This is a genomic window from Streptomyces sp. NPDC001070 (assembly GCF_053598835.1).
In genome coordinates, this window is the sequence record NZ_JBSFLB010000011.1 from 108,513 (window position 1) to 130,672 (window position 22,160).

23 protein-coding genes, 1 tRNA gene and 2 pseudogenes are annotated in these 22,160 nt (G+C 72.1%); 9 read left to right on the plus strand and 17 right to left on the minus strand.

Annotation, left to right across the window (positions count from 1 at the left end; translation table 11 throughout):
* Window positions 1–177: 177 nt before the first annotated feature.
* Entirely contained in the window at window positions 178–621 is a 444-nt protein-coding gene (locus ACWDAS_RS15740; protein WP_450390348.1) for an SRPBCC family protein, read from the plus strand.
* Window positions 622–726: 105 nt separating this feature from the next.
* Here the strand turns inward: ACWDAS_RS15740 and ACWDAS_RS15745 are convergent, their stop codons facing one another.
* From ACWDAS_RS15745 to ACWDAS_RS15775, 7 genes are all read right to left on the minus strand, one after another.
* Complete coding sequence (locus ACWDAS_RS15745) at window positions 727–1,848, minus strand: baeRF3 domain-containing protein (RefSeq protein WP_450390351.1); 1,122 nt, start codon at window positions 1,846–1,848, stop codon at window positions 727–729.
* Between the two features lie 114 nt (window positions 1,849–1,962).
* Window positions 1,963–2,193 carry a hypothetical protein gene (locus ACWDAS_RS15750; RefSeq protein ID WP_450390654.1) on the minus strand — a complete coding sequence of 77 codons (231 nt, stop codon included), beginning with the start codon at window positions 2,191–2,193 and terminating at the stop codon, window positions 1,963–1,965.
* The gene (locus ACWDAS_RS15755) at window positions 2,180–2,446 is read right to left on the minus strand and encodes a DUF6400 family protein (protein ID WP_450390354.1); all 267 of its coding nucleotides are present in this window, start codon (window positions 2,444–2,446) and stop codon (window positions 2,180–2,182) included. Before ACWDAS_RS15755 ends, ACWDAS_RS15750 begins: the two co-directional genes overlap by 14 nt.
* Before the next feature lie 159 nt (window positions 2,447–2,605).
* Entirely contained in the window at window positions 2,606–3,325 is a 720-nt protein-coding gene (locus tag ACWDAS_RS15760; RefSeq protein ID WP_450390356.1) for a VanZ family protein, read from the minus strand.
* A 405-nt stretch (window positions 3,326–3,730) separates the two neighbouring features.
* Window positions 3,731–4,927 (minus strand): PP2C family protein-serine/threonine phosphatase, encoded by a 1,197-nt coding sequence (locus ACWDAS_RS15765; protein WP_450390359.1) that lies wholly within the window; start codon window positions 4,925–4,927, stop codon window positions 3,731–3,733.
* Between the two features lie 72 nt (window positions 4,928–4,999).
* A complete protein-coding gene (locus ACWDAS_RS15770) occupies window positions 5,000–5,434 on the minus strand; it encodes a nuclear transport factor 2 family protein (protein ID WP_450390362.1) in 435 nt (144 codons plus the stop codon).
* A 64-nt stretch (window positions 5,435–5,498) separates the two neighbouring features.
* Window positions 5,499–5,777: a DUF6510 family protein gene (locus ACWDAS_RS15775; protein ID WP_450390365.1), complete on the minus strand. Its 279-nt coding sequence runs from the start codon at window positions 5,775–5,777 to the stop codon at window positions 5,499–5,501.
* Between the two features lie 576 nt (window positions 5,778–6,353).
* On the opposite strand from ACWDAS_RS15775, the gene ACWDAS_RS15780 reads away from it, so the two are divergent.
* From ACWDAS_RS15780 to ACWDAS_RS15790, 3 genes are all read left to right on the plus strand, one after another.
* Window positions 6,354–6,428, plus strand: a tRNA-Trp gene (locus ACWDAS_RS15780).
* 371 nt (window positions 6,429–6,799) lie between these two features.
* A complete protein-coding gene (locus ACWDAS_RS15785; RefSeq protein ID WP_450390367.1) occupies window positions 6,800–7,324 on the plus strand; it encodes a hypothetical protein in 525 nt (174 codons plus the stop codon).
* A 221-nt stretch (window positions 7,325–7,545) separates the two neighbouring features.
* Window positions 7,546–9,543 carry a LysM peptidoglycan-binding domain-containing protein gene (locus ACWDAS_RS15790; RefSeq protein ID WP_450390370.1) on the plus strand — a complete coding sequence of 666 codons (1,998 nt, stop codon included), beginning with the start codon at window positions 7,546–7,548 and terminating at the stop codon, window positions 9,541–9,543.
* 290 nt (window positions 9,544–9,833) lie between these two features.
* On the opposite strand, the gene ACWDAS_RS15795 is transcribed toward ACWDAS_RS15790, so the two are convergent.
* Window positions 9,834–10,121 carry a DUF1905 domain-containing protein gene (locus ACWDAS_RS15795; protein ID WP_450390373.1) on the minus strand — a complete coding sequence of 96 codons (288 nt, stop codon included), beginning with the start codon at window positions 10,119–10,121 and terminating at the stop codon, window positions 9,834–9,836.
* A 229-nt stretch (window positions 10,122–10,350) separates the two neighbouring features.
* Between ACWDAS_RS15795 and ACWDAS_RS15800 the strand changes: the two genes are divergently transcribed.
* Window positions 10,351–11,166 (plus strand): SAM-dependent methyltransferase, encoded by an 816-nt coding sequence (locus ACWDAS_RS15800; RefSeq protein ID WP_450390375.1) that lies wholly within the window; start codon window positions 10,351–10,353, stop codon window positions 11,164–11,166.
* Window positions 11,167–11,217: 51 nt separating this feature from the next.
* Here the strand turns inward: ACWDAS_RS15800 and ACWDAS_RS15805 are convergent, their stop codons facing one another.
* On the minus strand, window positions 11,218–12,126 hold the full coding sequence (locus ACWDAS_RS15805; RefSeq protein ID WP_450390377.1) for a helix-turn-helix domain-containing protein: 909 nt from the start codon (window positions 12,124–12,126) through the stop codon (window positions 11,218–11,220).
* A gap of 89 nt (window positions 12,127–12,215) precedes the next feature.
* Entirely contained in the window at window positions 12,216–12,452 is a 237-nt protein-coding gene (locus ACWDAS_RS15810; RefSeq protein ID WP_450390379.1) for a DUF397 domain-containing protein, read from the minus strand.
* 172 nt (window positions 12,453–12,624) lie between these two features.
* On the opposite strand from ACWDAS_RS15810, the gene ACWDAS_RS15815 reads away from it, so the two are divergent.
* Window positions 12,625–13,086: an ATP-binding protein gene (locus tag ACWDAS_RS15815; RefSeq protein ID WP_450390381.1), complete on the plus strand. Its 462-nt coding sequence runs from the start codon at window positions 12,625–12,627 to the stop codon at window positions 13,084–13,086.
* A gap of 60 nt (window positions 13,087–13,146) precedes the next feature.
* On the opposite strand, the gene ACWDAS_RS15820 is transcribed toward ACWDAS_RS15815, so the two are convergent.
* Both ACWDAS_RS15820 and ACWDAS_RS15825 read right to left on the minus strand, forming a co-directional pair.
* Window positions 13,147–13,497, minus strand: coding sequence for a hypothetical protein (locus ACWDAS_RS15820; protein WP_450390384.1), 351 nt, complete (start codon window positions 13,495–13,497; stop codon window positions 13,147–13,149).
* 57 nt (window positions 13,498–13,554) lie between these two features.
* Window positions 13,555–14,175, minus strand: coding sequence for a CGNR zinc finger domain-containing protein (locus ACWDAS_RS15825; protein WP_450390386.1), 621 nt, complete (start codon window positions 14,173–14,175; stop codon window positions 13,555–13,557).
* Window positions 14,176–14,297: 122 nt separating this feature from the next.
* On the opposite strand from ACWDAS_RS15825, the gene ACWDAS_RS15830 reads away from it, so the two are divergent.
* Window positions 14,298–15,230: a ketopantoate reductase family protein gene (locus tag ACWDAS_RS15830; RefSeq protein WP_450390389.1), complete on the plus strand. Its 933-nt coding sequence runs from the start codon at window positions 14,298–14,300 to the stop codon at window positions 15,228–15,230.
* Window positions 15,231–15,252: 22 nt separating this feature from the next.
* Here ACWDAS_RS15830 and ACWDAS_RS15835 read toward each other — a convergent pair whose 3' ends face one another.
* Window positions 15,253–16,680, minus strand: coding sequence for an alpha/beta hydrolase family protein (locus ACWDAS_RS15835; RefSeq protein WP_450390391.1), 1,428 nt, complete (start codon window positions 16,678–16,680; stop codon window positions 15,253–15,255).
* Between the two features lie 188 nt (window positions 16,681–16,868).
* Here ACWDAS_RS15835 and ACWDAS_RS15840 point away from each other — a divergent pair, with 188 nt between their 5' ends.
* Window positions 16,869–17,129 carry a hypothetical protein gene (locus ACWDAS_RS15840; RefSeq protein WP_450390394.1) on the plus strand — a complete coding sequence of 87 codons (261 nt, stop codon included), beginning with the start codon at window positions 16,869–16,871 and terminating at the stop codon, window positions 17,127–17,129.
* 115 nt (window positions 17,130–17,244) lie between these two features.
* Here ACWDAS_RS15840 and ACWDAS_RS15845 read toward each other — a convergent pair whose 3' ends face one another.
* The 3 genes and pseudogenes from ACWDAS_RS15845 to ACWDAS_RS15855 form a co-directional block, all read right to left on the minus strand.
* Window positions 17,245–18,021: a class I SAM-dependent methyltransferase gene (locus tag ACWDAS_RS15845; protein WP_450390397.1), complete on the minus strand. Its 777-nt coding sequence runs from the start codon at window positions 18,019–18,021 to the stop codon at window positions 17,245–17,247.
* A 266-nt stretch (window positions 18,022–18,287) separates the two neighbouring features.
* Complete coding sequence (gene sthA / locus ACWDAS_RS15850) at window positions 18,288–19,691, minus strand: Si-specific NAD(P)(+) transhydrogenase (protein WP_450390401.1); 1,404 nt, start codon at window positions 19,689–19,691, stop codon at window positions 18,288–18,290.
* Window positions 19,692–19,857: 166 nt separating this feature from the next.
* Window positions 19,858–20,247, minus strand: a pseudogene (locus ACWDAS_RS15855) (glycosyl hydrolase); the annotation flags it as partial.
* Between the two features lie 507 nt (window positions 20,248–20,754).
* Here ACWDAS_RS15855 and ACWDAS_RS15860 point away from each other — a divergent pair.
* A pseudogene (locus ACWDAS_RS15860) lies at window positions 20,755–21,101 on the plus strand (LacI family transcriptional regulator); the annotation flags it as partial.
* A 501-nt stretch (window positions 21,102–21,602) separates the two neighbouring features.
* On the opposite strand, the gene ACWDAS_RS15865 reads toward ACWDAS_RS15860, so the two are convergent.
* Window positions 21,603–22,088: a winged helix-turn-helix transcriptional regulator gene (locus tag ACWDAS_RS15865; RefSeq protein ID WP_450390404.1), complete on the minus strand. Its 486-nt coding sequence runs from the start codon at window positions 22,086–22,088 to the stop codon at window positions 21,603–21,605.
* Window positions 22,089–22,160: the final 72 nt, after the last annotated feature.

Below are 22,160 nucleotides of genomic sequence, written 5' to 3' on the forward strand. Positions count from 1 at the left end.
CCTTCCATACGTGCGGGGGAGCCCTAGCGCTCATCGCGCGCGGCACGCATGCGGAACGCGCGGGTGTGCCCGGCGCGGCGAAGGGCTCTATCGTTGCGGCAGGGTCGGCGGAGGAGACGGCGGTTTCCCGCCGCCGGGGGCGCGAGCCGGCGAGCCATCGAGCCATCAAGGAGCGATATGGGCGGTCAGTTCGAGTCGGTCGTCGAGGTCGCCCGGCCCGTCGCGGAGGTCTTCGCCTTCCTCGCCGACGGGCGCAACGACCCCAAGTTCAGCCCCCGGGTGCAGGAGATCGTACGGACGCCCGACGGCCCGACCGCGGTGGGCACGGTGTTCACCAGCACCGTCAAGGACGCCGGGATGAAGAGCCACCGGGAGTTCCGGATCACCGAGTTCGACCCGCCCAACCGGATCCGCTGGACCGAGCAGTCGAAGAACCTGGTCACGGCCGAGGGCGGTTACGACCTGCAGCCGGTCTCCGAGACCACCACGCGGGTACGGATCTTCAACCACCTGGAAGGGCACGGCCTCGGGAAGCTCCTGGTGGGTGTGGCCCTGAGCGCCGCGCGCAAGGACGCCCCGGCGTTCGGGCAGCGGATCAAGGCCGCCGTCGAGGCGTCCTGAGCGAAGCCGCACCCGGGCCCGGCGGGCCCCACGCCCCGGCACCGCACGCACAGGTCACCCGGGTCCGCCGCCGACAGCGGGCCCGGGTGACGTCCTCGCACCGGTTCAGTAGCGCAGCACCGCCGCGATCCGGTCGTGCTCGGCGAGGCTGTCCGGCGCCACGAAGTGGACTTCGGCGCCCTTGTCGAGGGCGGTCTCCACCAGCTCGTCCACGATGTCCTCGCGGACGCCGTTCTCGAAGCCGCCCGCCTCCGGGCCGTCGCCGTCCAGCGGGGCGAGATGACCGTCGTTCAGGCGCACCGTGCGCTGGAAGTCCTCCTCGACGGCGATGAGTTCGGCGCGGCCCTCGCGCACGGACTCCCAGACCTCGTCCAGCCCTGCCGCGAAGGTCCTGCGGCTGCGGGCGTCGACCAGCCTGCGGCCGATGCGTTCGGTCTCCCGCTCGGCGAACTCCTTCTGCGCCGGGGCGAGTTCCTGGAGCAGCACCTGCGCCGGACCACCGGCCAGGCCGCCCTTGAGCACGGTGGCCACCGCGGCGTCGGCCGCCGTGCCGACCTCCTTCAGCAGGCTGACCGCGTCGGGCAGGCCGACCACGTACAGCGGCCGGCTGTCGGTGGCCAGGAGCGAGGCGAGGGCGCTGTCGACGGACCGCAGGAAGCGCCGCGTCTCCTCGTCCCGGAAGGTGCTCGGGTGGTCGCCGACCTGTTCCTGCCGTTCGGGGTCCCACTGCACGGGATCCGGCTCCACCGGGAACCCCTGGGCCTCGTGGGGGTGGAGCGACTGGCCGGTGCCGCCCCACAGCGTGGCGCGGTCGGCCGCCACCGCCAGCACCCAGAACGGGCGGGCCCTGGCCTTGGCGGCGACCAGGTTGCGGGTGAGGAAGCTGTCGCCGAGCACCACGCGCTCGGGTACGGCCCGGGGCAGGGTCCAGATCTGGTGGTCCCGCTCCGTGGCGTACATGACGAGTCCGTCCAGCGAGTAGCGCAGGTCGACCTCGGCGGCCGCGGCCTTGAGCTGGGTCTTGATGGCCATCCTGGCCCGGCGGGAGGCCTCGGGATCGTGCTCGATCCGGCGCTCGGCCTCGGCGAGCAGATTGCGCAGCCGTACGGCGTCCTGGGCGTTGTCCGGTTCGCGCCGATGTGTCGGCATGGTCAGCGACACCGCCGGATAGGGCCTGGTCGCGCGTAGGTCTCGCAGGGTTCCGGCCGTCAGGGCATCGGTTTCCATGGTTGCCTCCCTGAGAGGTCCGCGGTTGCTCCCCGCGGACGGGGGCAGCCCACACCCCGAGCGTCGCACAACACCCGGGCGGCCGCCTGCCGGGGCGGCCGGGCCGGGCGGCGCTCAGGCGCCGTTGCGGTGGTGCGCGCCGAAACCGGAGTCCCAGGCCCACATGTGGGTGCAGCCGGGGCACTGGAGGTGCACGACGGGCCCCTTGTTCGACAGCAAGTAGCGCCAGTGGTCGGGGCAGTTGCGGCCCGCGGCGCAGGTGGCGCACTCCCGGTGGTCCGCACAGCGCGGGCAGGGCACCCACGCCCGCCGGCCGGGGTCGGCCGTGGGATCAATCGGAAGCAGCACCGTGGTCCTCCCCGGTCTCCTCGCGGGCCGGCAGCACACCGGCCGCGACGAGCGTGCGGTACAGCGCCTGCTGCTCCTCGTCGAGGCCGGAATAGAGCAGCCGGTACGCCGCCTCCTCCTCGTGGAGCACCGCCACGGGGTCCCAGTCGTCGCCGAGTGCGGCGAGGACCTCCGCCCGGCGGCGGGTCTCGTGGTCGGTGAAGTCCAGCTCGAACGCGTGGAGGCCGTCCGGGGTGTCGTTGTCGTTCATGTCGCCCGCTCCCGGCGCACTCGGGGATGAGTCCATTGTGTGTAACAAAATGTCATGCTTGGGGGGAAGCTTTTCCGGCCATTGTGTGATGAACTCCATGCCGCTCCGCCACCGGCCAGGGAGGGGCCGGCGGCGGGGCGGCGGAGCGCCGGGCGGTGCTCAGGAGCGCCGGGCGGCCTTGCGCCGGACCGTCCCGAAGGACAGGAACGGCCTGCGGGGAGCGGCCTGCGCGGCCTTGCCGCCCTTCGCCGTCCTGGTGGGCTTCGCGCCCTTCGTGCTCTTCGCGGTCTTCCCGCTCCCGCGGGTCCTGACCGCCTGCGTGATCCGCCCCGTCCGCGTGCCGCCCGAAGTCTTCGCGGCGGGCGCCGGCGCCGGGCGCACGGTGTGCACGGCGCGGCCGAGGCGGCGCCCGAAGAGCAGATAGCCGAGCAGGGCACCGGTGGTGTTCATGATCACGTCATCGACGTCGAAGGCGCGGCCCTGCACCACCGCACCCTGCGCCAGCTCCACCAGGACCATCACCACGCCGGTCGTCACCACCACGCGCAGTATCCCGCGGGCCTTCGGCGCCAGTACCGGGAGCAGCACCCCGAAGGGCATGCCCAGCAGCACGTTCCCCCCGACCTGCCGTACGGCGCCCGCCACCGTGTAGCGCTCGTAGTACTGGCGCAACGAGGCCCCGGGATGCAGATTCGCGTGCGCGAGCCCCTCCGAGGCGTAGGACGGCATCAGGGTCGCGCGGGCCAGCACCGCCCCGAACGCCACCATCGCGACGAAGGCGAGCGCCATCGCCGCCCATCGCGCCACCGAGGCCAGTGGTGATCGCCGCTCCTCTCCCGATGCCTCCGACGTACGCCCGCGCAGCGCCGAACGAGCCACGGACTTCCCCCTCCTGCTGGTCTGTTCCGGTCCTGGTCCCCGTGTCACAGAGCGGATACCCTGCGCGGCCCCGAGGATGCCGGGTGGCCGCCGCACCGGGCCGAGGGGAATCCGGAGACGGGGTGTGGACCGATGCGCACGCGCACCCGTGGACCGAGGGCCACCCGGAGCTCCCGGAGTCCCACGGCGTGACGACACCGCGACCCGGCGCGACCCCGGCGCCCGTGACGGCCCCCGGGGATTCGACGCCCGCTTCGGCCGTGCGGCGCATGTGGTGCGACACCGTGGCCCACGGCCACGCCCCGGCGCTGCGCGCCGCCGCCGACCCCTACGGCGCCGGCCGGCCGATGCTCGGCACCGGCTTCCCGCACCAGACCGGCGACCAGTCGCTGCGCGCCGTGTCGTTCATCCCGGAGGCGCCGCCTGCTGCGGAGGGGGAGGCGGTGCCGACGGCCGGCGAGCGTCTGCCCGACCGGTCGCCGTCACCGGGGCCGGTGAACGGCTGATCGCCAGAAAGGCGGCGTCGTCGCCGAGACAGCCGCCCGCGTACGCCAGGAGATCGGTGCACAGACGCTCCACCAGGGCGTCGGGGTCCCCGGACGGCTGCCCGGCGAGCCGCCCGGTCAGGGGGTAGAACGTCCCGGCCGCGTCGCGTGCCTCGATGACCCCGTCGGTGTACAGCAGCAGCGTGTCGCCCGGGGCGAACGCGAACAGGCCCACGGCGAGCTCCCCGCCGGCCAGATGCGTCAGCCCCAGCGGAGGCGCGGGCTCCGGCATCTCCAGCGCGGTCACCCGGCCGTCGCGGAGCAGCAGCGGCGGGGGATGACCGCAGGTGACCAGGCGGACCACCGGCTCGTCGTCCGGGATGTCGGCGACGACCGCGGTGACGAACGACTCGGCCTCCTCGGCCGGGGGCGTCGCCTCGGCGGGGGCGGTGAGCTCGGAGGAGATCGCCTGTTCAAGCCAGGCGACCAGGTCGGGCAGTTTCGCCTGCCGGTGGGCGACGGCGCGGAAGGCGCCCAACGTCAGGGCGGCCTCCTTCACCGCCTCCAGGCCCTTGCCGCGTACGTCGCCCACGATGAGCCGGGTGCCGCTGTCGGTGCGCACGGCCGCGTACAGGTCGCCGCCGATCTGGGCCTCGGCCTCCGCGGCGAGGTAGACCGAGGCGATGCGCAGCGGGCCGATGCGCCGGGGGATCGGCCGCAGCAGCACCCGCTGGGCCGTCTCGGCCACCGAGCGCAGCCGGGTCACCTGTGTCTCGTGCTTCTCGCGCAGATGGGAGAAGAAGGTCGCCAGGACGGACATCAGGGCCAGCGTGGCGATCTGCGCCGAGTGGTTGAGGTCCAGCGGCGTCGTGCGCGCACCGGCCACCACGATCTGCGCGACCACCGCGACCCCGCCGACCATCGCGGTCGTGCGGGGCCCCGCGAAGGACGCCGTGATCGCGGGCGGGGCGACCAGGAACGGCCCCAGGTGGACGTCGGGCGGCGACAGGATGTCGACGACGGTGATCACCAGGATCAGCGCGAGCATGGTGACCACCAGCAGGTGCCCGGGCCGCCACGACCGCCCCCAGTGTCCCAGGCGCCGCGCAACGTCCATGACTCTTGGATACACCCGCGTCCGTGGCCCCGCCCGCCCGCCCGTGCCGCCGCCCGCCGTTCCGCCCCCGCGTCAGGTGCGCCACTTCTCCCGGACCAGCACCTCCTGGATGCGCCAGCCCGCCGGTGTGCGCCGCAGGGTGAAGGTGTAGCGGCCGCCGCAGACGAAGTTCGGGGCCGCCGGGCCCGGCCCGTCGTCGCCCAGCCGCATGGGGTTGACGTAGTCGGCGTGCGCCATGGCGGCCGGCGGGTCGAGGGTGATCCGGCGGTTGACGATCAGATGCTGGCGCACGGGGAACAGGCGCATCGTGGCGGCGAGCCACTCGGCCACCTCGGTGGCGGGGCCCGCGATGCCGCCCGCGGAGCCGTAGTCCGCCCGGCCGTCCGGGGTGAAGAGCGCGGTGTACGCCGTCCAGTCGCCGTCGTCGACGGCCGCGGCGTAACCGCTGATCAGCTCGTCGACGGCCAGCCGGTCCAGCAGGGTCTCCCAGTCCGCTCGCGTCGTCATCGGCACAGTGTTGGCCATGCGGCGCGAAGAGCCAAGACACGTGCGGCGGTTGGCCGCGGCGTGGTCAGTCGGGCAGCGGGATGCGCATGCTGACGGAGCCCCGCAGGTCCAGCCAGGCGGCGGAGGGGCCGCGGACCACCCGCAGCATGACGGCGTCGCAGCCTGGGCAGCGCGCCACCAGCCCCGGTGCGTGGTCGTAGACCCGCAGGGCGGCGACCGGCCCGGTGCGCCCGCAGCCCGCGCAGCGGCCCTCGGCAGCCGTCATGTCCACCGCGAAGATCTCCCGGAGCGGCCCGGCCAGCGCGTTGCCGTCGGTGTACGCGTCCGTGCCCTGTGTGTTCATCTCAGCCTCCCGTACGCCCGGCCGGCCCGGCGCGATCCACCCTACGCAGCCGCGGCCCGAACCGCCCGGGTGGGGCGCGGTGGCCGCGGCGACGGCGGTCAGCGGGGCGGCCGAGCGTCGCGGCGCCGCGCGCCGGCGGTGCCGTCCAGCTCGTCCAGCAGGACCGCGAGCAGCCCCCGGCCCTCCGCAAGCCGGTCCGCCCCGCAGCGCTCGCGCAGCCGTTCCTCCGGCGCGGCCCGGGCGCGCCGCGCCGCGGCGACGGCCTCGCGTCCTCGCGCGGGCAGCCGTGCGAGCCGGACCCGGGCGTCCCCCGGGGCGGGCCGCGGCAGGCGACCAGGTCGGTCTGGAGGCCATCGGGACCGGCACGCTCGCCCGCCCGCCCGGCGACCTGCCCGCCGGGCACTGCGCGCCCACATCGCGACCTTCCTCGAATGCCGGGACGGCAGGATCACCGCCCAGCGGAACTACGACTGCTACGACCGCCCGCGCGTCTGACCCCGCCCCGCCGCCACGGCCTGCTCCATCGGAAATTGCGTGGCCCGTCCGCCGCCGCTCGTGCCAAGGTGAAGCCACCGAAGGGGTGTAGCTCAGCCCGGCCAGAGCAGCGGACTCCAAACCCGCACGCCGCAGGTTCGAATCCTGTCGCCCCTGCAAGACCCGGCACCGCCGATCCTGACTGTTCCGGCAGCCAGGTCGCGACGCGGCGGATCGTGCCGTGGGGGTTCGCGGGGTTCAGGATCGAGGTCCTGTATCCGAACCGGTCATGGCTGACCGGCGCGGAAGCGGCCTCCGTCAGGGACGCGCTCGGGCATCCCCTGCGGCAGGTCCTCGTCCAGGCGCGCCGACGAGCCGTCGTGGTGAGACCGCTGCGGTGCTGTCGGGTTATCCGGCACCGGTCGGGCAACCCCACCCGACCCCCTTGCGCTGGTGAAGCCGCCGCATGGCTTAACAGCGGTGGTGATCGATCTTTGCCCGACCGATGGTGATGGGAGTCGCGCTGAAACCGTCGCACGGAGGGTGAGATGAACTTCCGAGACAAGGATCTGCTGAAGTCCGGCGATGATCACCTGGAAGAGCTGTTCCGGGCGAGCCCGGCTGGCGAGGTTCCCACCGGCCCGATGGAGGGCATCGGCATCCTCTTCCCGGGCACCCGCCTGGGCCGGGCGTTCGCCGTCTGGCTGCGCCTCACTCTGTGGCAAGGCAAGCTCTTCGCGTCCGACGGCCGCTCACTGATCAACAGGTTCACGCTGCTGGACGTTCCCGCGATCGCGGCACTGGTCTATCCAGGCCCGAGCCTGATGGACAACGAGCCGTGCATCGTCATCGACTACTCCCAGACCTCCTACATCGTCGGTTGTATCCGTGACGAGATCCGTCAGGTGGGACCAGGGCTGTACCTGGGGGCGATCTGGCTGTGCGGCCGCCGGATCGGCTGGTTCACCCTCAGGACACCGGGACTTGTGACAGCCGGTGAGCCGGCAGCGGGCGCTGCGGCGGCACCGGAGACGAGGAAGCAACCGAAGCAACGGCAGACCACGGGCGTGTAACCAGGTCGGCTGCGACGGATGGGAGGTTCCTTCCGATGGCGGTGTCATACATGCGTGTCCGCGGACCGGCGACCGGGGGAGCCAGCCAGGCTCGAACCACGGTCCGGGCCTTTTCCGCCGCTTCCACGGCCGCAGCGACAGCCTCGGCCCTGCTGGCGCTGAACCTGGGCGGTGTCCCGGCCGCCGCTCTCGGAGCCTCGGGAAACTCACTCCAGGGCAGGGTGACCGGGGCCGGCAAGCCGCTGCGCGGCGCGGCGGTGACCCTCTACGCCGGGTCGCATGAGGGCGTCAGGAAGCTGGGATCGGCGAGTACGGACGCCACAGGCTCGTTCGAGATCGCCTACGCCAAGCCGGCCGACAGCATGCTGTACGTCGAGGCGGCAGCGACGGGGGACCGGAAGCTGCTGCTGCGTTCCGTGGTCGGCATCGGGCAGGGCGGCGGTGTACCGCAGCGAACCATGGACACGGTCGTGGTCAACGAACTCACCACCGTCGCCACCACCTACGCCTTGGCGCAGTTCGCCGACAAGCGCGGCATCACCGGGCCCAGCCCGGGGCTGCAGAACGCTGCGGCCACCGCGTGGAACCTCGCCGATCCGGGCACCGGCACGCCGGGCGCCGTCGTCACCGCGGACAACGCCAACCACCAGACCCTGGCCACCCTCAACACGCTCGCCAACCTCACGTCGCTGTGCGCGGTGAACAGCGCACGATGCGACCGGGTGCTGCGCCTGGCCACACCGCCCGGGGCCGCTCCCGCGGAAGACACGGTGCAGGCACTCCTCAACCTCGTCCACCACCCGACGCTGTCGAGAGCCGGGCTGTCCGTCCTGGCCGGCACGGAACACGTCTTCGCTCCCGCACTCGACGCTGCCCCTGATACCTGGGTCCTGGCGGTGCGCTACACCGCCAACGGCCTGTACTCCGCGGGCCGCATCGCCTTCGATGCCCACGGCAACGTCTGGGCGAGCAACAACTGGCTGCCGGGAACGCGGACCGCCAGCCCCTTCGTCACCGTCCTCGATCCGGTCGGCCGCCCGGCCCTGGGCAGCCCCATCAGCGGGGGCGGCATGAAGGGAGGTGCCTGGGGCATCACGATCGATCCCCAGGGCTTCGTGTGGGCACCCAGCTACGGCAGCAACGCCATGGTGAAGTACTCACCCGCGGGCGTCCCGCTCTCGCCCGCCACCGGGTTCTTGAACGGCGGGCTCGTCGCGCCCCAGGGCGTCGCCGTGGACCAGCGGGGCAACCTGTGGGTCACCAACTCCTATGGCCTCAGGGGCACTCCGGGTCTGGGCAGCGTCGTCGTCTACCCGCACGGCGATCCCGCCAAGGCGTTCACCATCGGCGCCGACGGTTTCAATCACCCCTTCGGTGTCCAGATCGACGACCGCGGCCGGGCCTGGATCACCAACAGCCACATGTCCTTCGGCCAGCTCTTCCAGACACGGCAGACCGGTTCGTTCGGGAGGCTCGGCGGGAGCGTCACGGTCATCGGCCCGGACTTCAAACCTGTCGCCGCCATCCACGGCAGCTCTCTGCAAGGGCCCCTGTCCTTCGCCTTCGACTCCCACGGCAATGCCTGGGTGGCGAGCTTCATCAACAGCACGGTCACCCGGATCCGGCGCAACGGGACCATCGACGGCGTGTACCGGCTGCCCAAGAGGACCTTCCCCTGGTCGACCGCCGTCGATGGCCTGGACCGCGTCTGGGTTGCCGGCTTCGGCGACAAGTCGGTGTCACTGCTGTGCGGGGTGAACACCACGGCCTGCCCACGCGGTGCGTCCACGGGGACCATCCTGTCCCCGAAAACAGGCTTCCGGAACGAGGCGCTTCAGCACCCCACGGCGGTGCAGATCGACTCCTCGGGCAACCTCTGGCTGACCAACAACTGGTCCAAGGTCATCCCGCCCACCGGCGGTGTGGGCCTGGTCGAACTCATCGGCCTCGCCAGTCCAGTGTGCACCCCCCTGACGCCCCTGCCTGAACGGCCCTCGGCCAACGGGTGCAGCAAGCAGCCCTCCGCAGCCAGCCCACCCCTCGGCAGCACCGCAGAGAAGGACCGCACCGGTCACTACATCATCCGCAGGGGAGACACCCTCAGCAGCATCGGCCGGGCACACGGCCAATCCTGGCCGAGGCTGTACCGGAAGAACAGAAACGTCCTCGGGCCCGACCCCGACCTGATCTTCCCAGGTCAGACCATCACCCTCGGCTGACCTGCCAAGTCTCAGAGGCATGGAGACGTTGAACTGACAGGACGACGAAGCCCTTGTTGGATCCGAGTCTCATCCGCGAACGATGAGGCGGGGAGGGCTCGTCCTTGTCTTCGACCGGAGCGCGCACGACAGTTGGCCGGGCGGGGTTCGGTCAGGTAGCTGCCGAATATCCGCGGCTACCCTTCGGGGGTGACGATCAGAGAGCAGCGAGCGATTCAATGCAGCTCCAGCCCATGGCTGCAACATCTACCGCAGGTGTTCCCGGACCGGAGCTCCGCGTCCCCAGCTAGCTAGAGGCGCACCGTCATCTCCACGGCCACCTCGTCACCGGCCGCGAGGCCCTGCGGATCGCGCACGGCGTTCTTGAGCGGCAGGAGGTAGCCGCCGTCCCTGGGGAAGAGCGAGGTCGTGAAGGCGATCCCACCGATCCGGGCCTCGACGGGAATCACGCCCCAGCCGTAGCTGGCCATCGCGGCCACCTCTCGGATGTGGGCGGACTCCTCGTCGGGCACGGCGGCGAAGTAGTACGGCGACGGCCCACGCCATTCGATCACGCGGCCGGCGAAGACGAGTTCCATGGGACCAGTCCCGTTGCTGGAGGAGGGGCGTGCGCCTCAGCGTACCCGGACCGGACGGCGGAAAAGCCCGGTTGGGGGCTACCTGATGGGGTTTCAGTACTCAAACCGCGGGTCGATGAATTGACTTCCCATGAGTGAAACCCCCCGGCGACAAGGTGACTTGCGCCTAGACTGGGAGTTCCGCGATCACCCCGCGTCAAGGGCGTGGGGCAGGACTGTGAGGGGCCGGATGAGCCAGGACCGAGAGCCGCTGCCGACCGCGATCGACACCGGGATTCCCAGCGTCGCTCGGATGTACGACTTCCTGCTCGGCGGCAAGGACAACTACGCAGTCGACCGCGAGGCCTCCGAGGAGCTGCTGAAGGTCGTCCCGAGCACGAAGGAACTCGCCGTCAACAACCGCCGGTTCCTCCAGCGCGTCGTGGGCGTGCTGGCCCGCGAGTACGGGATCCGGCAGTTCCTCGACCACGGTTCCGGCCTGCCGACGCAGGACAACGTCCACCAGGTCGCCCAGCGTGTCGACCCGGCCTCCCGTGTCGTGTACGTCGACAACGACCCGATCGTGCTGGCCCACGGCCGCGCGCTCCTCGAGGAGAACGAGAACACCGCCGTCATCCAGGCCGACTTCCGCGACACCGACGGCATCTTCGGCCACCCGGAGGTCGAGCGGCTGATCGACTTCAGCGAGCCGGTCGCGGCCCTGTTCGTCTCGGTGATGCACTGCATCCCCGACGAGGACGACCCGGCGGGCCTGGTCAAGCGTGTCGCGGAGCGGCTGGCGCCGGGCAGCTTCCTCGTGGTGTGCCAGCTGGTCAGCGAGGACAAGGCGGTGCGCGACTTCGTCACCGAGTTCATGGACGCCAGCACTCAGGGGAACTGGGGCCGGGTGCGCCAGGAGAGCGACGTCCACGGCTTCCTCGACGGCCTGGCGATCCTGGAGCCGGGTCTGGTGGAGGTGTCCACCTGGCGTCCCGACACCGACCTGGCGCCGCGCCAGGCCACGCAGGAGTGGATCGAGTTCGGCGGCGTCGGCCGGAAGTCCTGAGCCCGCGCGGGGTGCCCGGGCCGGTCGTGCCGGCCCGGGACCCGCGTCACTTCACGACAACTGCTCCAGGAGATCGCGCAGGAATCCCGGCGTCCGGACGGGCGGCTCGGCCTCCGCGCTCAGCCGGTCCATGACGGCCAGGTAGTTGTCGACGTCTTCCTGCTTGTCCAGGTAGAGCGAGCTGGTCAGCTGCTCCAGGTAGACGATGTCCGGCAGATCCGGCTCCAGGAAACGCAGGATCGTGACGGGCCCGCCCGCGGTGGCCAGCCCGCCGACACTGAACGGCGCGATCTGCAGTGTCACGTTCGGCAGGGCGGCCACCTCGATCAGCCGCTCCAGCTGGCGGGACATCGCGTCGACGCCGCCCATGGGGCGGCGCAGAGCCGCCTCGTCCACGACCGCCCACAGCCGGGGAGCGTTGGGCGCGGTCAGCAGATGCTGGCGTTCCATGCGCAGCGCGACCCGGCGCTCGACCTCGACCCCGGACGCGCGGGGGTGGCCCAGCCGGATGACGGCACGCGCGTACTCCTCGGTCTGCAGCAGACCGGGGATGAACTGCACCTCGTAGGTACGGATGACGGAGGCGGCCTCCTCCAGGCCCACCAGCGTCTCGAACCAGCCGGGCAGGACGTCGGCGTACCGGTGCCACCAGCCGGGTGTGCTGGCCTGCCGGGCGAGCTTCAGGAAATCGGCGCGCTCGGTCTCGTCGGTCACCCCGTAGAGGGAGAGCAGATCGGCGACATCGCGTTCCTTGTAGCCGACGCGGCCCAGTTCCAGACGGCTGATCTTGGCATGGGAGCCGCGGATCGCCTCACCGGCCTCCTCGCGGGTGATCTTCCGGGACTCCCTCAGCCTTCGCAACTGGGTGCCGAGCACGATACGCAGCACGGTCGGACCACCGCGCGGGTGCTCCAAGTACTGCCTTATCGACGGTTCGTTGCTCGGCCGCATCGCGGTCATGCCGGCTCCCGTGGTGACTGGGCGGACAGCCAGTGTCTCACCGAGTGGCGTCCGAATACAGCCGCATCCCATGGCATGCCGACGGTTTGTCAGCCGGCCATGTCGTCGAAGTCCCCGTCCTTGACGCCGCCGAGGAAGGCCTCGATCTCCGCGCGTGTGTAGATGAGCGCAGGTCCTCCGGGGTGGCGGGAGTTGCGCACCGCGAACGCCCCACCGGGCAGTGCCGCGAGTTCGACGCAGTTGCCGCTCGGGTTGCTGCGGCCGCTCTTCCTCCAGACCGCGCCCTCGATGTCGGTGGCCGGTACGCCGTTGTCGAACTCCCGCATGGCAACGCCTCCTTGACGGCCCATCTGCACGTGCAGCTGCACGTGCAGATGTACTTACCCTTGCACTTACGACTGTAATTGCAGATGTGCTTGCACGGGTAGGGATCCGGCGGGGATAGTGGATCGCGCAGACAGCAACGCGCCCCCGCCCGACAGCTCTGCGGAGTTCCCGATGACCACGCATCCGGCGATCCCCCTCGACTACGGCCTGACCGAGGACTCCGGGTCACGCTTCGCCGCCTGCGGCCTGAGCGGTGACCTTCTCGCGGCAGGCGCGGCGCGGCAGTTCACCCGCGTGACCCTGAGCAACTGGGGCATGCTCGCGATCGTCGACACCGCCTCGGTCGTGGTGTCGGAGATGCTGACCAACGCCGTCCGCTACGGCCTGGACGACCCGGCCTACGCGCCGCTGTCCGGCCGGCCGGTCTGGCTGGGCCTGCTCCGCCGCGGCGAGTCCGTGCTCTGCACGGTCGCCGACCCCGGCACGGGCATTCCGGTGGTGAAGGAGCCCGACTGGCTCGCGGAGACCGGACGGGGGCTGCACATCATCGACTCGCTCAGCGAGTCCTGGGGCTGGACCCCGCCGGACGAGGCGGGCAAGTCCGTCTGGGCGCTGATCTCCGGGCCCATGTGACGTGGCGCGCCGCGGCGTTCCGAAGGGCCGGGTGCCGCGCGCGGTGTGAGGAACGGGGGATCAGGACGCCGCGGCGGGGCACCGGGGGGATGCCCCGCCGCGGCCGCACGGTCCGCGGTCGGACGGACGCCATGGTGTCCTGCTGCAGGGGTCCGGCCGCGACGTCTTGTCGAGCGTCGCCAGGTTCGGGGCGACGGCGCTGACGGCGGACGCGGCCACCATGAGGGCGGAGCCGAGGACGAAGGTGGCCCTGTAGCCGATTCGGTCGGACAGGACGCCCCAGACCAGGGTGGCGAGGGCGAACGCGGCGTTGAGGTCGTGTCGTCGCCCCTGGTGGGGGAATGCCCTGATGCGCAGGACCTGGGCGGTGTGGCCGGCCAGTTCGCGCCGGCGCGACCTCGGCCACTTCATCGCCGCATTCGGCTGGCCCGCGTCACCGTAGCCGGTCCGGCTTCCCGGCTGCCGGGCCTACGGTGCCGACGCGGACGTTCGGCGCCGGCGCCGGGCGGCCTTCGCGTTGTTGCCGCACCGCTCCATGGAGCACCACTTGCGCGGCTTGCCGTGCCCGGGATCGAGGTAGACCATGCGGCAGATCTCCGCGTCGCAGGTGCGCAGCCGCTCGCGCAGGTGCGGCCGGGTCACCAGCGTGATCAGGTCGCGGGCCACCGCGGAGAGCAGCTGGGCGGCCGACAGCCGTGCTCCCGGCCCGCCACCGGGGCGTCCCTCGGCGTCGACGCAGAGCAGCGGCGTGGGCGGCTCGACGCGGGCGATGTCGTTGAGGAACGGCACGGACCCCGGGAGCGGTGCGCGGCCGTCGAGGACCGCGACGAGGACGTCGTAGGCGGCGCCTCGCAGCTCGTGCAGCGCGGCGAGCAGCGCCGTCTCGTCCTCCCCGTCCCGCAGGGTCAGGCCCACGCCCCGGCACCAGGTACGGAGCCGGTCGGTGTCACCGAGCCGCTCGACGGGGGTGCCGGGACGGCGGCCGACCGTGGCGACGAGGTCGAGCGACAGCGAGCCCGCGTCGAAGCGCAGTTCACGGACCTTGGCCGTGACACGGGTGCGGGGAGTGGCCGGGGTACGCTCGCTCATGTGACCATAGTAACCTTAAAGACGGTTACTAAGAACCTGACGCGAGGCGGGGCCGGACACGCATGGCGGCGTCCGCGGCCACCCGCCTCGCCGGCCTCGCCGAACCGGGAAGGAAACGCGTCATGCGCATAGCGGTCGTGGGAGCGGGCGGGGTCGGGGGCTACTTCGGCACCCGTCTCGCGGAGGCGGGCAACGAGGTGACCTTCGTCGCCCGCGGGCGGCACTTGGAGGCCATCCGCGCCAACGGCGGTCTGGTCGTCCGCAGCCCGCTGGGGGAGTTCCGGGCGCCGTCCGACCGGTTCGTTCCGGCCATCGGCGACCTGGGCCCCGCCGACGTGGTGCTGGTCGCGGTGAAGCTGTGGGACACCGAGGCCGTCGCCGCCCAGCTGCGCGGCCTCGCCACCGCCGGGGCACGGGTGATCTCCCTGCAGAACGGCGTGCACAAGGACACCGTCCTGCGCGAGCACCTGCCGCCCGAGGCCGTGTGGGGCGGGGTCTGCTACATCTCCGCCGTCATCGGGGAACCCGGCGTCGTCTCCCACCGGGGCACGATGCAGAAGCTGGTCTTCGGACCCTACGGCGAGGAGGGGACCACCCGGGCGGAGGAGTTCCGCGGGGTGTGCGAGAAGGCGGGCCTCGACGCGGAGGTCAGCGCTGACATCGCGCGGGTCGTGTGGGAGAAGTTCGTGTTCCTCACGGGCCTGTCCGGCACCACCTCGGCCGTGCGCGGGCCGATCGGCGTCGTCCGCGGCAACCCCGCGACGCGCGCCCTGCTGCGCGACGTCATGGCGGAGGTCGTCGCCGTCGGACGGGCCTCCGGCGTACGCCTCGACGAGTCCTTCGTCGACGGGCAACTGGCCTTCTGCGACACGCTCCCCACCACGATGACCTCCTCCATGCACAACGACCTGGAGCAGGGCAACCGCCTCGAACTGCCCTGGCTGAGCGGCGGCGTCGCCGACCTCGGCCGCGAGCTGGGCGTTCCCACGCCCCGCAACCGCACCGTGGCCGACATCCTCGCCCCCTACGTGCTCGGCCGGCCGCACGGGCGGTGAACGGCGCCCGCGCGGGTCTCGGTCAGCGCACCGAGAGCTTCTCCTGCAGCCAGTCGAAGACCACCTCGCAGTGCTCCTGAGGGGCCATCGGGGAGCAGTGCAGCTGCGCCCCGGTGGCCGCCGTCAGCCGCACGTAGTCCTTGGCCGCCGTGAGCCCGTCGTACATCTGGCGCGGCTGGCCCGGGTAGAACTGCTCGAACTCGTAGTCCAGGACCAGCGTGGGCGCCTTGATCCGGCCCACCACATCGCCGATGTCCAAGGACGCGATGAGCCGGGCGGGGGTCCAGAAGTCGGTGAACATCCTGCCCTCCCGCGCCTCGGTCATCGCCTGGACGGAGAAGGGCTCGAAGCGCTTCTTCAGCGTCGCCGCGTCGGACGGGCCGAGCGCCGGCACGACCTCCTTGTTCCAGACGGTGTTGGTCCGGTCCTTGTCCGGAGTGAGGATCGCCCGGATCTCCGGCGGGAACCCCCGCCACGGCGACACCGTGCCGGGCATCGCCACCAGGGCGGCGATCCGGTGCTCGAATGCGGCCGCCCGTGGCGCCAGGTCCCCGCCCATGCTCAGCCCGGTGAGGGCGATCCTGCCGGTGTCCACGTCGGAGCGGGCGGCCAGCCAGTCGACGAGCGGGGTGACGACCTTCTCCCAGCGAGGTGTGAAGACCACCTGGTTCACGAAGAGCAACTGGCCCTGGCCCGGGCCGTCGTACACGAGCGCGTTCCAGCCGCGGTCCATGGCGGCCGACACGCCGTAAGTCCACATGTCGACGTTCTGTCCGTCGCTGCCGTTGGTGAGGATCACGGTGGGCCGCCGCCGGTCCGCCCCGTCCGGCCGGAAGAACCACACGGGCATCAGCGTCCTCCCGTACGGCACTCCTGTCGTCACCGGGGCCGGGTCGCAGCGCTCGCAGAAGGCGTCCCAGGCCCGGCGCCCGGCACGGTAGAGCTGCAACTCGCCGCCGGGGTCGTCGGAGCCGAGGACGAAGAACAGCGCCTGCCCGTAGTACTGCGCCGCCCGCAGCGCCCGGAACCGCGCGGTCTGGCGTCCGGGCGGGCTGCCCTTGGGTGTCGTCAGCAACCGGTCGCCCAGCTCCCTGAAGACGCGGGTGTACGTCTGCGCGGACAGACCGGCCTTGTTGATCGCGTTCACGGCGGTGAGCACCTCACCCACCTCCGCGGAGCCGAAACCGGATCCGCCGAGGGCGAGGAGCGCGTTGAAGTCGAACCCCGGGTCGTCGAAGAGCGTCATCACCCCGGGCGTGGGGCCACCCTCCGGGCCCGAAGCCGACGCCGTGGGGGAGGGGCGGGAGCCGGCGGGCGAGGGGGAGCCCGCGGGGGAGGCGTCCGAGGGCGTGCATCCGGCCGCGAGCAGGGCCCCGGCGCCCGCCGCGAGCCCGGCCAGCGCGGTACGACGGGTGGGCACGGGAGCGCGGTCACGGGAAACGTGCGTCATGCCAGCCGAACGTACGAGCCGCCGCCCGGCGCCCCGCCCCACGACACCGGCCGTTCCCCCGAACGGACCGGGACAGGCGCGCCCGGCACGGCCGCTCGGGAGGCGGGCGCGGGGTTCCCCGGAGTATCCGGCGCCGGTGGGGTATACGCATCGAGCAGTCGCCGGAGGGGATGAGGACGGAGCGGAACATGACCGAGGACGTCGCCGGGATCGTGCGCAGGGTGGTCGCCGGATGCGCGGGCGTGACGCCGGAGGAGATCGGGCCGGACACCACGTTCGTCCACCTGCGTCTGGGCGATCACGCGAAGCAGCGCGCCGCCGACGCCGTCGAGCGCGAGGTCGGCGTGATGCTGCTCGCCGACGAGGTCGAGCGGATGGGCACCGTGTGCGACCTCGTCGAACACGTGACCGGCAAGCGCGCCGAGCAGGAGGACGCCGAGGCGCGCTGACGGCCGAGGACCGCAGGCCGGCCTCCGCGTGCTTCAGGGCGTCGGACGGGAGTGGAAGAGCCCGTCCCCAGCGCCGGACCCGTCTTCCGCGTGCCGGGACGTTCCCGCGCCGAGGTCAGCCCGCGTGGACGCGGATCTTCGACTGCCCGTGGTCGCGGCGCTCCCAGTCCTCCATGAAGCACGCGCGCAACTCGTGCCGGGCCGCGAGCTCCACCAGGGTCTCGGTGCGGTAGTAGAAGTCCTCGCGCAGTACCTGGTGTTCCGCTCCCTCGGTGCGGTCGAACGTGAAGTCGAACCACCCGCCCGGGGCCAGGATCCGCCCCACATGGGCGAGGCACTCGTCGATGACCTCCAGCGGCGAGTGGGAGAAGACGCTGTGCGCGTGGACCACGTCGAAGTGGCGGTCGGGCAGGAAGTCGAAGGTCAGGTCCTGGGTGAGGGTGAGGTGGGGGAGCTTGTGCTGCAGGCCCTGCGTGGTAAGGGTGCGTTTGGCGGCGATCAGGATGTCGGGTGAGATGTCGATGCCGTAGTAGTGCCCGGTGTCGAGGTACTCGATCAGGCGCCAGCCCGCGCGCAGGTTGCCGCACCCGATGTCGAGCAGCCGGTGCCGGGGCGTCAGGCCGTGCTCCCGCAGATAGTCGAACTGCATCTCGCCCAGCGCGAGCCAGCGCTCGTGGCTGCGGCTGCCCACGGCGGCCTCAGGATCCCTGGCGGTGTCACTGGCCATGACGGCGCGGTAGTACGCCACGTGGTCGCGGTGCCGGTGGGCGAGCCGGAGGTCGCGGGCGGCGCGGCGGGCGTACGCGGCGACACGCGTGGGGTGCCGGAGGGCGTAGCCGACCTTGTGCGTGAGGCTTGTCCGGTCGACCCGGAGGTTCTTCCTGGTGGCCATGGCGGGTGCTCCCTCGGAGGGTCACGGGGCACGCGTCTTTCGTCCCCTCCCGGGAGGCTGCCACGCAGCGCCCGCGTCCCTCCCCCTCCGAACGGGTGGTGGGCGCCGCCGACCCGCCCGACGGGGCTCCGACCCGCACGTGCGTGCGAGCACGCGCGGCACGGCGACTCGGGCGGGCGGGCTCGTGCTGACGCCACGCACCTGTGGCCGTGGCGGCGCCGACGCGTGGGGCACCCCGGCCGGGGCGCCCCACGCGGACCGGCGGCTCAGCCGGTGAGGCGGTTGATCTGGCGGAGCTTGTTTGTGGCGTCCAGCGCGGCGACCTTGTACGACTCGGCGAGGGTCGGGTAGTTGAACACCGCGTCGACCAGGTAGTCGACCGTGCCGCCGCAGCCCATCACCGCCTGGCCGATGTGCAGCAGCTCGGTCGCGCCCGTGCCGAAGCAGTGGACGCCGAGCAGCTTGCGGTCCTCCGTCGAGACCAGCAGCTTCAGCATGCCGTGCGAGTCGCCGATGATCTGGCCCCGGGCCAGCTCGCGGTAGCGCGAGATGCCCACCTCGAAGGGCACGTTGTCATCGGTGAGCTGGTCCTCCGTACGGCCGACGAAGCTGATCTCCGGGATGGTGTAGATGCCGATCGGCTGCAGGCCGTCCATCGCGTTCACCGGTTCGCCGCAGGCGTGGTACGCGGCGAGCCTGCCCTGTTCCATGGAGGTGGCGGCGAGCGCCGGGAAACCGATGACGTCACCGACGGCGTAGATGTGCGGCACGGCGGTGCGGTAGTGCTCGTCGACGGATATGCGGCCGCGCTTGTCCGCGGCGAGACCCGCCTTGCCGAGGTCGAGGCTTTCGGTGAGACCCTGCCGTCCGGCCGAGTACATGACCGCGTCAGCGGGGATCTTCTTCCCGCTCTGCAGGACGGTGAGCGCGCCCGTGGGGTGCCGCTCCACGGCCGCCACCGTCTCCCCGAAGCGGAAGGTGACGGCGAGGTCCCGCAGGTGGTACTTGAGCGCCTCGACCACCTCGACGTCGCAGAAGTCCAGCATCCCCTCGCGCTGTTCGACCACCGTCACCTTGCTGCCCAGCGCGGCGAACATCGAGGCGTACTCGATGCCGATGACCCCGGCGCCGACGATGACCATGGAGCGCGGCACCCGGTCCAGATTGAGCACGCTGTCGGAGTCCATCACCGTGCGGTCGTCGAACTCCACGGTCGACGGGCGGGCGGGCCGGGTCCCCGTGGCGATGACGATGTTCTCGGCGGTGACCAGCACCTCCCGGCCGGTCGCGTCCTCCACGGCGACGGTGTGGTCGTCCGCGAAGCGGCCGGTGCCGGTGAGCATGGCGACGCGGTTGCGGGAGAGCTGATTGCGGATCACATCCACCTCGCGGCTCACCACGTGCTGGGTGCGCGCGGTGAGGTCCGCGATGGTGATGTCCTCCTTGAGGCGGTAACTCTGGCCGTACAGATCCCGCTGGGTGAGCCCGGTCAGGTAGAGCACGGCCTCGCGAAGCGTCTTCGACGGGATGGTGCCGGTGTGGATGGAGACCCCGCCGACCATGTCGGGGCGGTCGACGACGGCGACCCGGCGGCCGAGCTTGGCCGCGGCGATGGCGGCCTTCTGGCCGCCCGGGCCGGATCCGATGACGAGCAGGTCGAATTCGGTCACCCGACGAGTCTGTCAGGCCACGACGCCCCCGGGAAAGGGCTGCCGGTGATGTGGGCAGGGCGCTCCAACTGACACACCCCGGCGGAGCTCCTGCGGCGCCCCGGAGCCGCCCGGGCACGGGTGCGTGACCCGTGCCCGGGGGTCCGCCGGGGGACGGGCCTGTGGGTCAGCGTGCCTCAGCGGCCGTCACGACCTCCGTGATGCCGCGTGCGGTCAGGTGGGCCGCGTCCTCGGCCCGGTCGGCGAGCACCAGGGCGGGCCGCACGCCTTGGGCGGTCAGTGCCGCCCACGCCTCGAAGACCTCGCCGCCGGCGGCGCAGCAGGCCCGGTGGGGTGCCGTCACGCTGTCGCCGACGTCGACGACGAGTGCGGTCGTCCGGGGCCGCGGCGCGTACCCGCGGTCGCGCAGGTCCGCGACGGCGCGGGCGACGGCGGCGCCCGAGGGCTTGACCTCGCGGTCGTTGGTGAGGAGTCCGAGGGTGTACTCGAGTTCGGGGAAGTCGGCCAGGGACCGGGCGACGTCGTGCGAGCACCACCAGGCGACGCCCCACACGTCGAAGTCGAGCCAGTGGTGGAACCAGCCCTGGCTGGGCGTGTAGTTGACGCCGAAACGCGGTCTCATGGCAGGTCCCGTTGTCGTACGAGCGGGGACGGGCGCGCGGCGGCGTACCGGCTGTCGCGGGGCGGTCGGGGGACGTCCGTCCCGTGAACGGCTCGGCGGGGGAGTCGCCGCCGGCGCCCACGACAAGGTGGCATCCGTGCCCGGGGAAAGTCAACTCGCGCCGTGACGTTGTGCTTTGGGGTCGGGAAGCAGCAGGTCAACGGGCATGTGAAGGGAATTCGGGCGTCAGCACTAATGCGCTTTAGCGCCTCTGCTCAAGCGCGTCAGTGCACGTCCCGCCTCGGCTGGGGGATGCTGGTCCCCGCGCCGCGCCGCCCGGGGCCCGACGCGTACGGGACACGAGGACGAGGCGAGGGGCCCACGATCGCGGCGCACGAGCCACCGGTGGAGCCGCCGCCCCCTGCCCGGACCGGCCGGCGTGTTGCCGCCCGGCGTCCCACGATGAAGGACATCGCCCCGGCGGGCCGGGGTCTCCGAGACCACCCACGCGCGGGTGCGCCAGGTCGCCGACCAGCTCGGCCGGCAGGCCAGTACGGCCGCGCGGGCCCTGTCCGGGGAGGGCGCCGCGACCGTGGGGCTGGTGCCGGCCCGCCCGGCGGGTTCGCTGGGCATCGAGTCGTTCTTCCTGCAGCTGGTCTCCGGCATCCAGGAAGTGCTGTCGGGCCGTCACCTCGGTCTGCTCTTCAGGGTGGTGGCCGACACCGCGGACGAGTGCGCGGTCTACCGCAGGTGGTGACCCGCTGCTCGGCGATCCCCGGCCCGGGCTCCTGGACTCCCTCGGCCTGCCGCGGTGGTGGTCGGCGGCCGCGACGCGGACTGCGCGCCGCAGGGGCCCGTCCCGTGACGGCTCGGCTTCGGGTACGGTGCCGCAGCAGGCCCCGCCGGGGGGCTCGCGGTCGCCCCCGGTGGTCAGGGTCTGCCTGACGGATCTCCGCGGTGTCGTGTGCCCTGGCGTCGGCGCTCGCGAGCGTCGTCGGTCGACGACGCCGCGCGTCGCTTCTCTCTCCCGGGACGGGATGATCACGACGGGCTGGATCGCGGCGGCGGGCAAACCCCGCCGGTCCTGGGATCGGGCCCCGCGGCCGGGTGCCGCGACGACGGTCCGACCGGCCACGGTCCCGCGGCCGGTCGGCCATGAGCGGCCTGTACTGCGAGGGCTGCGACATCGCGGGACGCCTCGGCGAGGCCGCGATCGAACGCACCGACGGCGTGTCCCACCATGCCGTCGCCCCGGGCGATCCGGCCGGGAGAAGGCCGGAAGTCCCGCAGCGCCGGCAGCCCCCGGTGGCTCAGGCCGTCGCGCCCGCGGTGGGGCGGGGGCGGGCGCTGGGCCCGGGGGTGCGGTCGACCTCGTCGGCGGAGGTGAGCACGTGGCCCTCGTCGCAGACCAGCCGGGCCCGCACGGGCGCGCCGCAGGTGTGGTGGGTGGCCAGGAGGGAGGGGCCCTCGGGGTCGGCGAGGTACTTGTCGCCCCACTGCCGCAGCGCGGTGAGCAGCGGGTACAGGTCGCGGCTCTTCTCGGTGAGCACGTACTCGGAGCGGCGCCGGGCACCGGGCTCCTGGTACGTGTGCAGTTCGAGGAGGCCCTGGGCGACCAGGCCGTTCAGCCGGTCGCTGAGGACCGAGCGGGACACGCCGAGGTGCTCCTGGATCTCTCCGAAGCGGGTGACCCCCCGGGTGACCTCGCGAAGGATCAGCAGCACCCAGGAGTCGCCGACGAGGCCCACGGCGCGCCCGACGGAGCAGTTGGAGACGTCCTGGTTGAGGTATTCCATGACCAGATCCTAACTGAGTTCGCCAGTAGAACTCAGGCATGGTAGCGTGCTCTCCGTAGCTAAGTTCGAAAG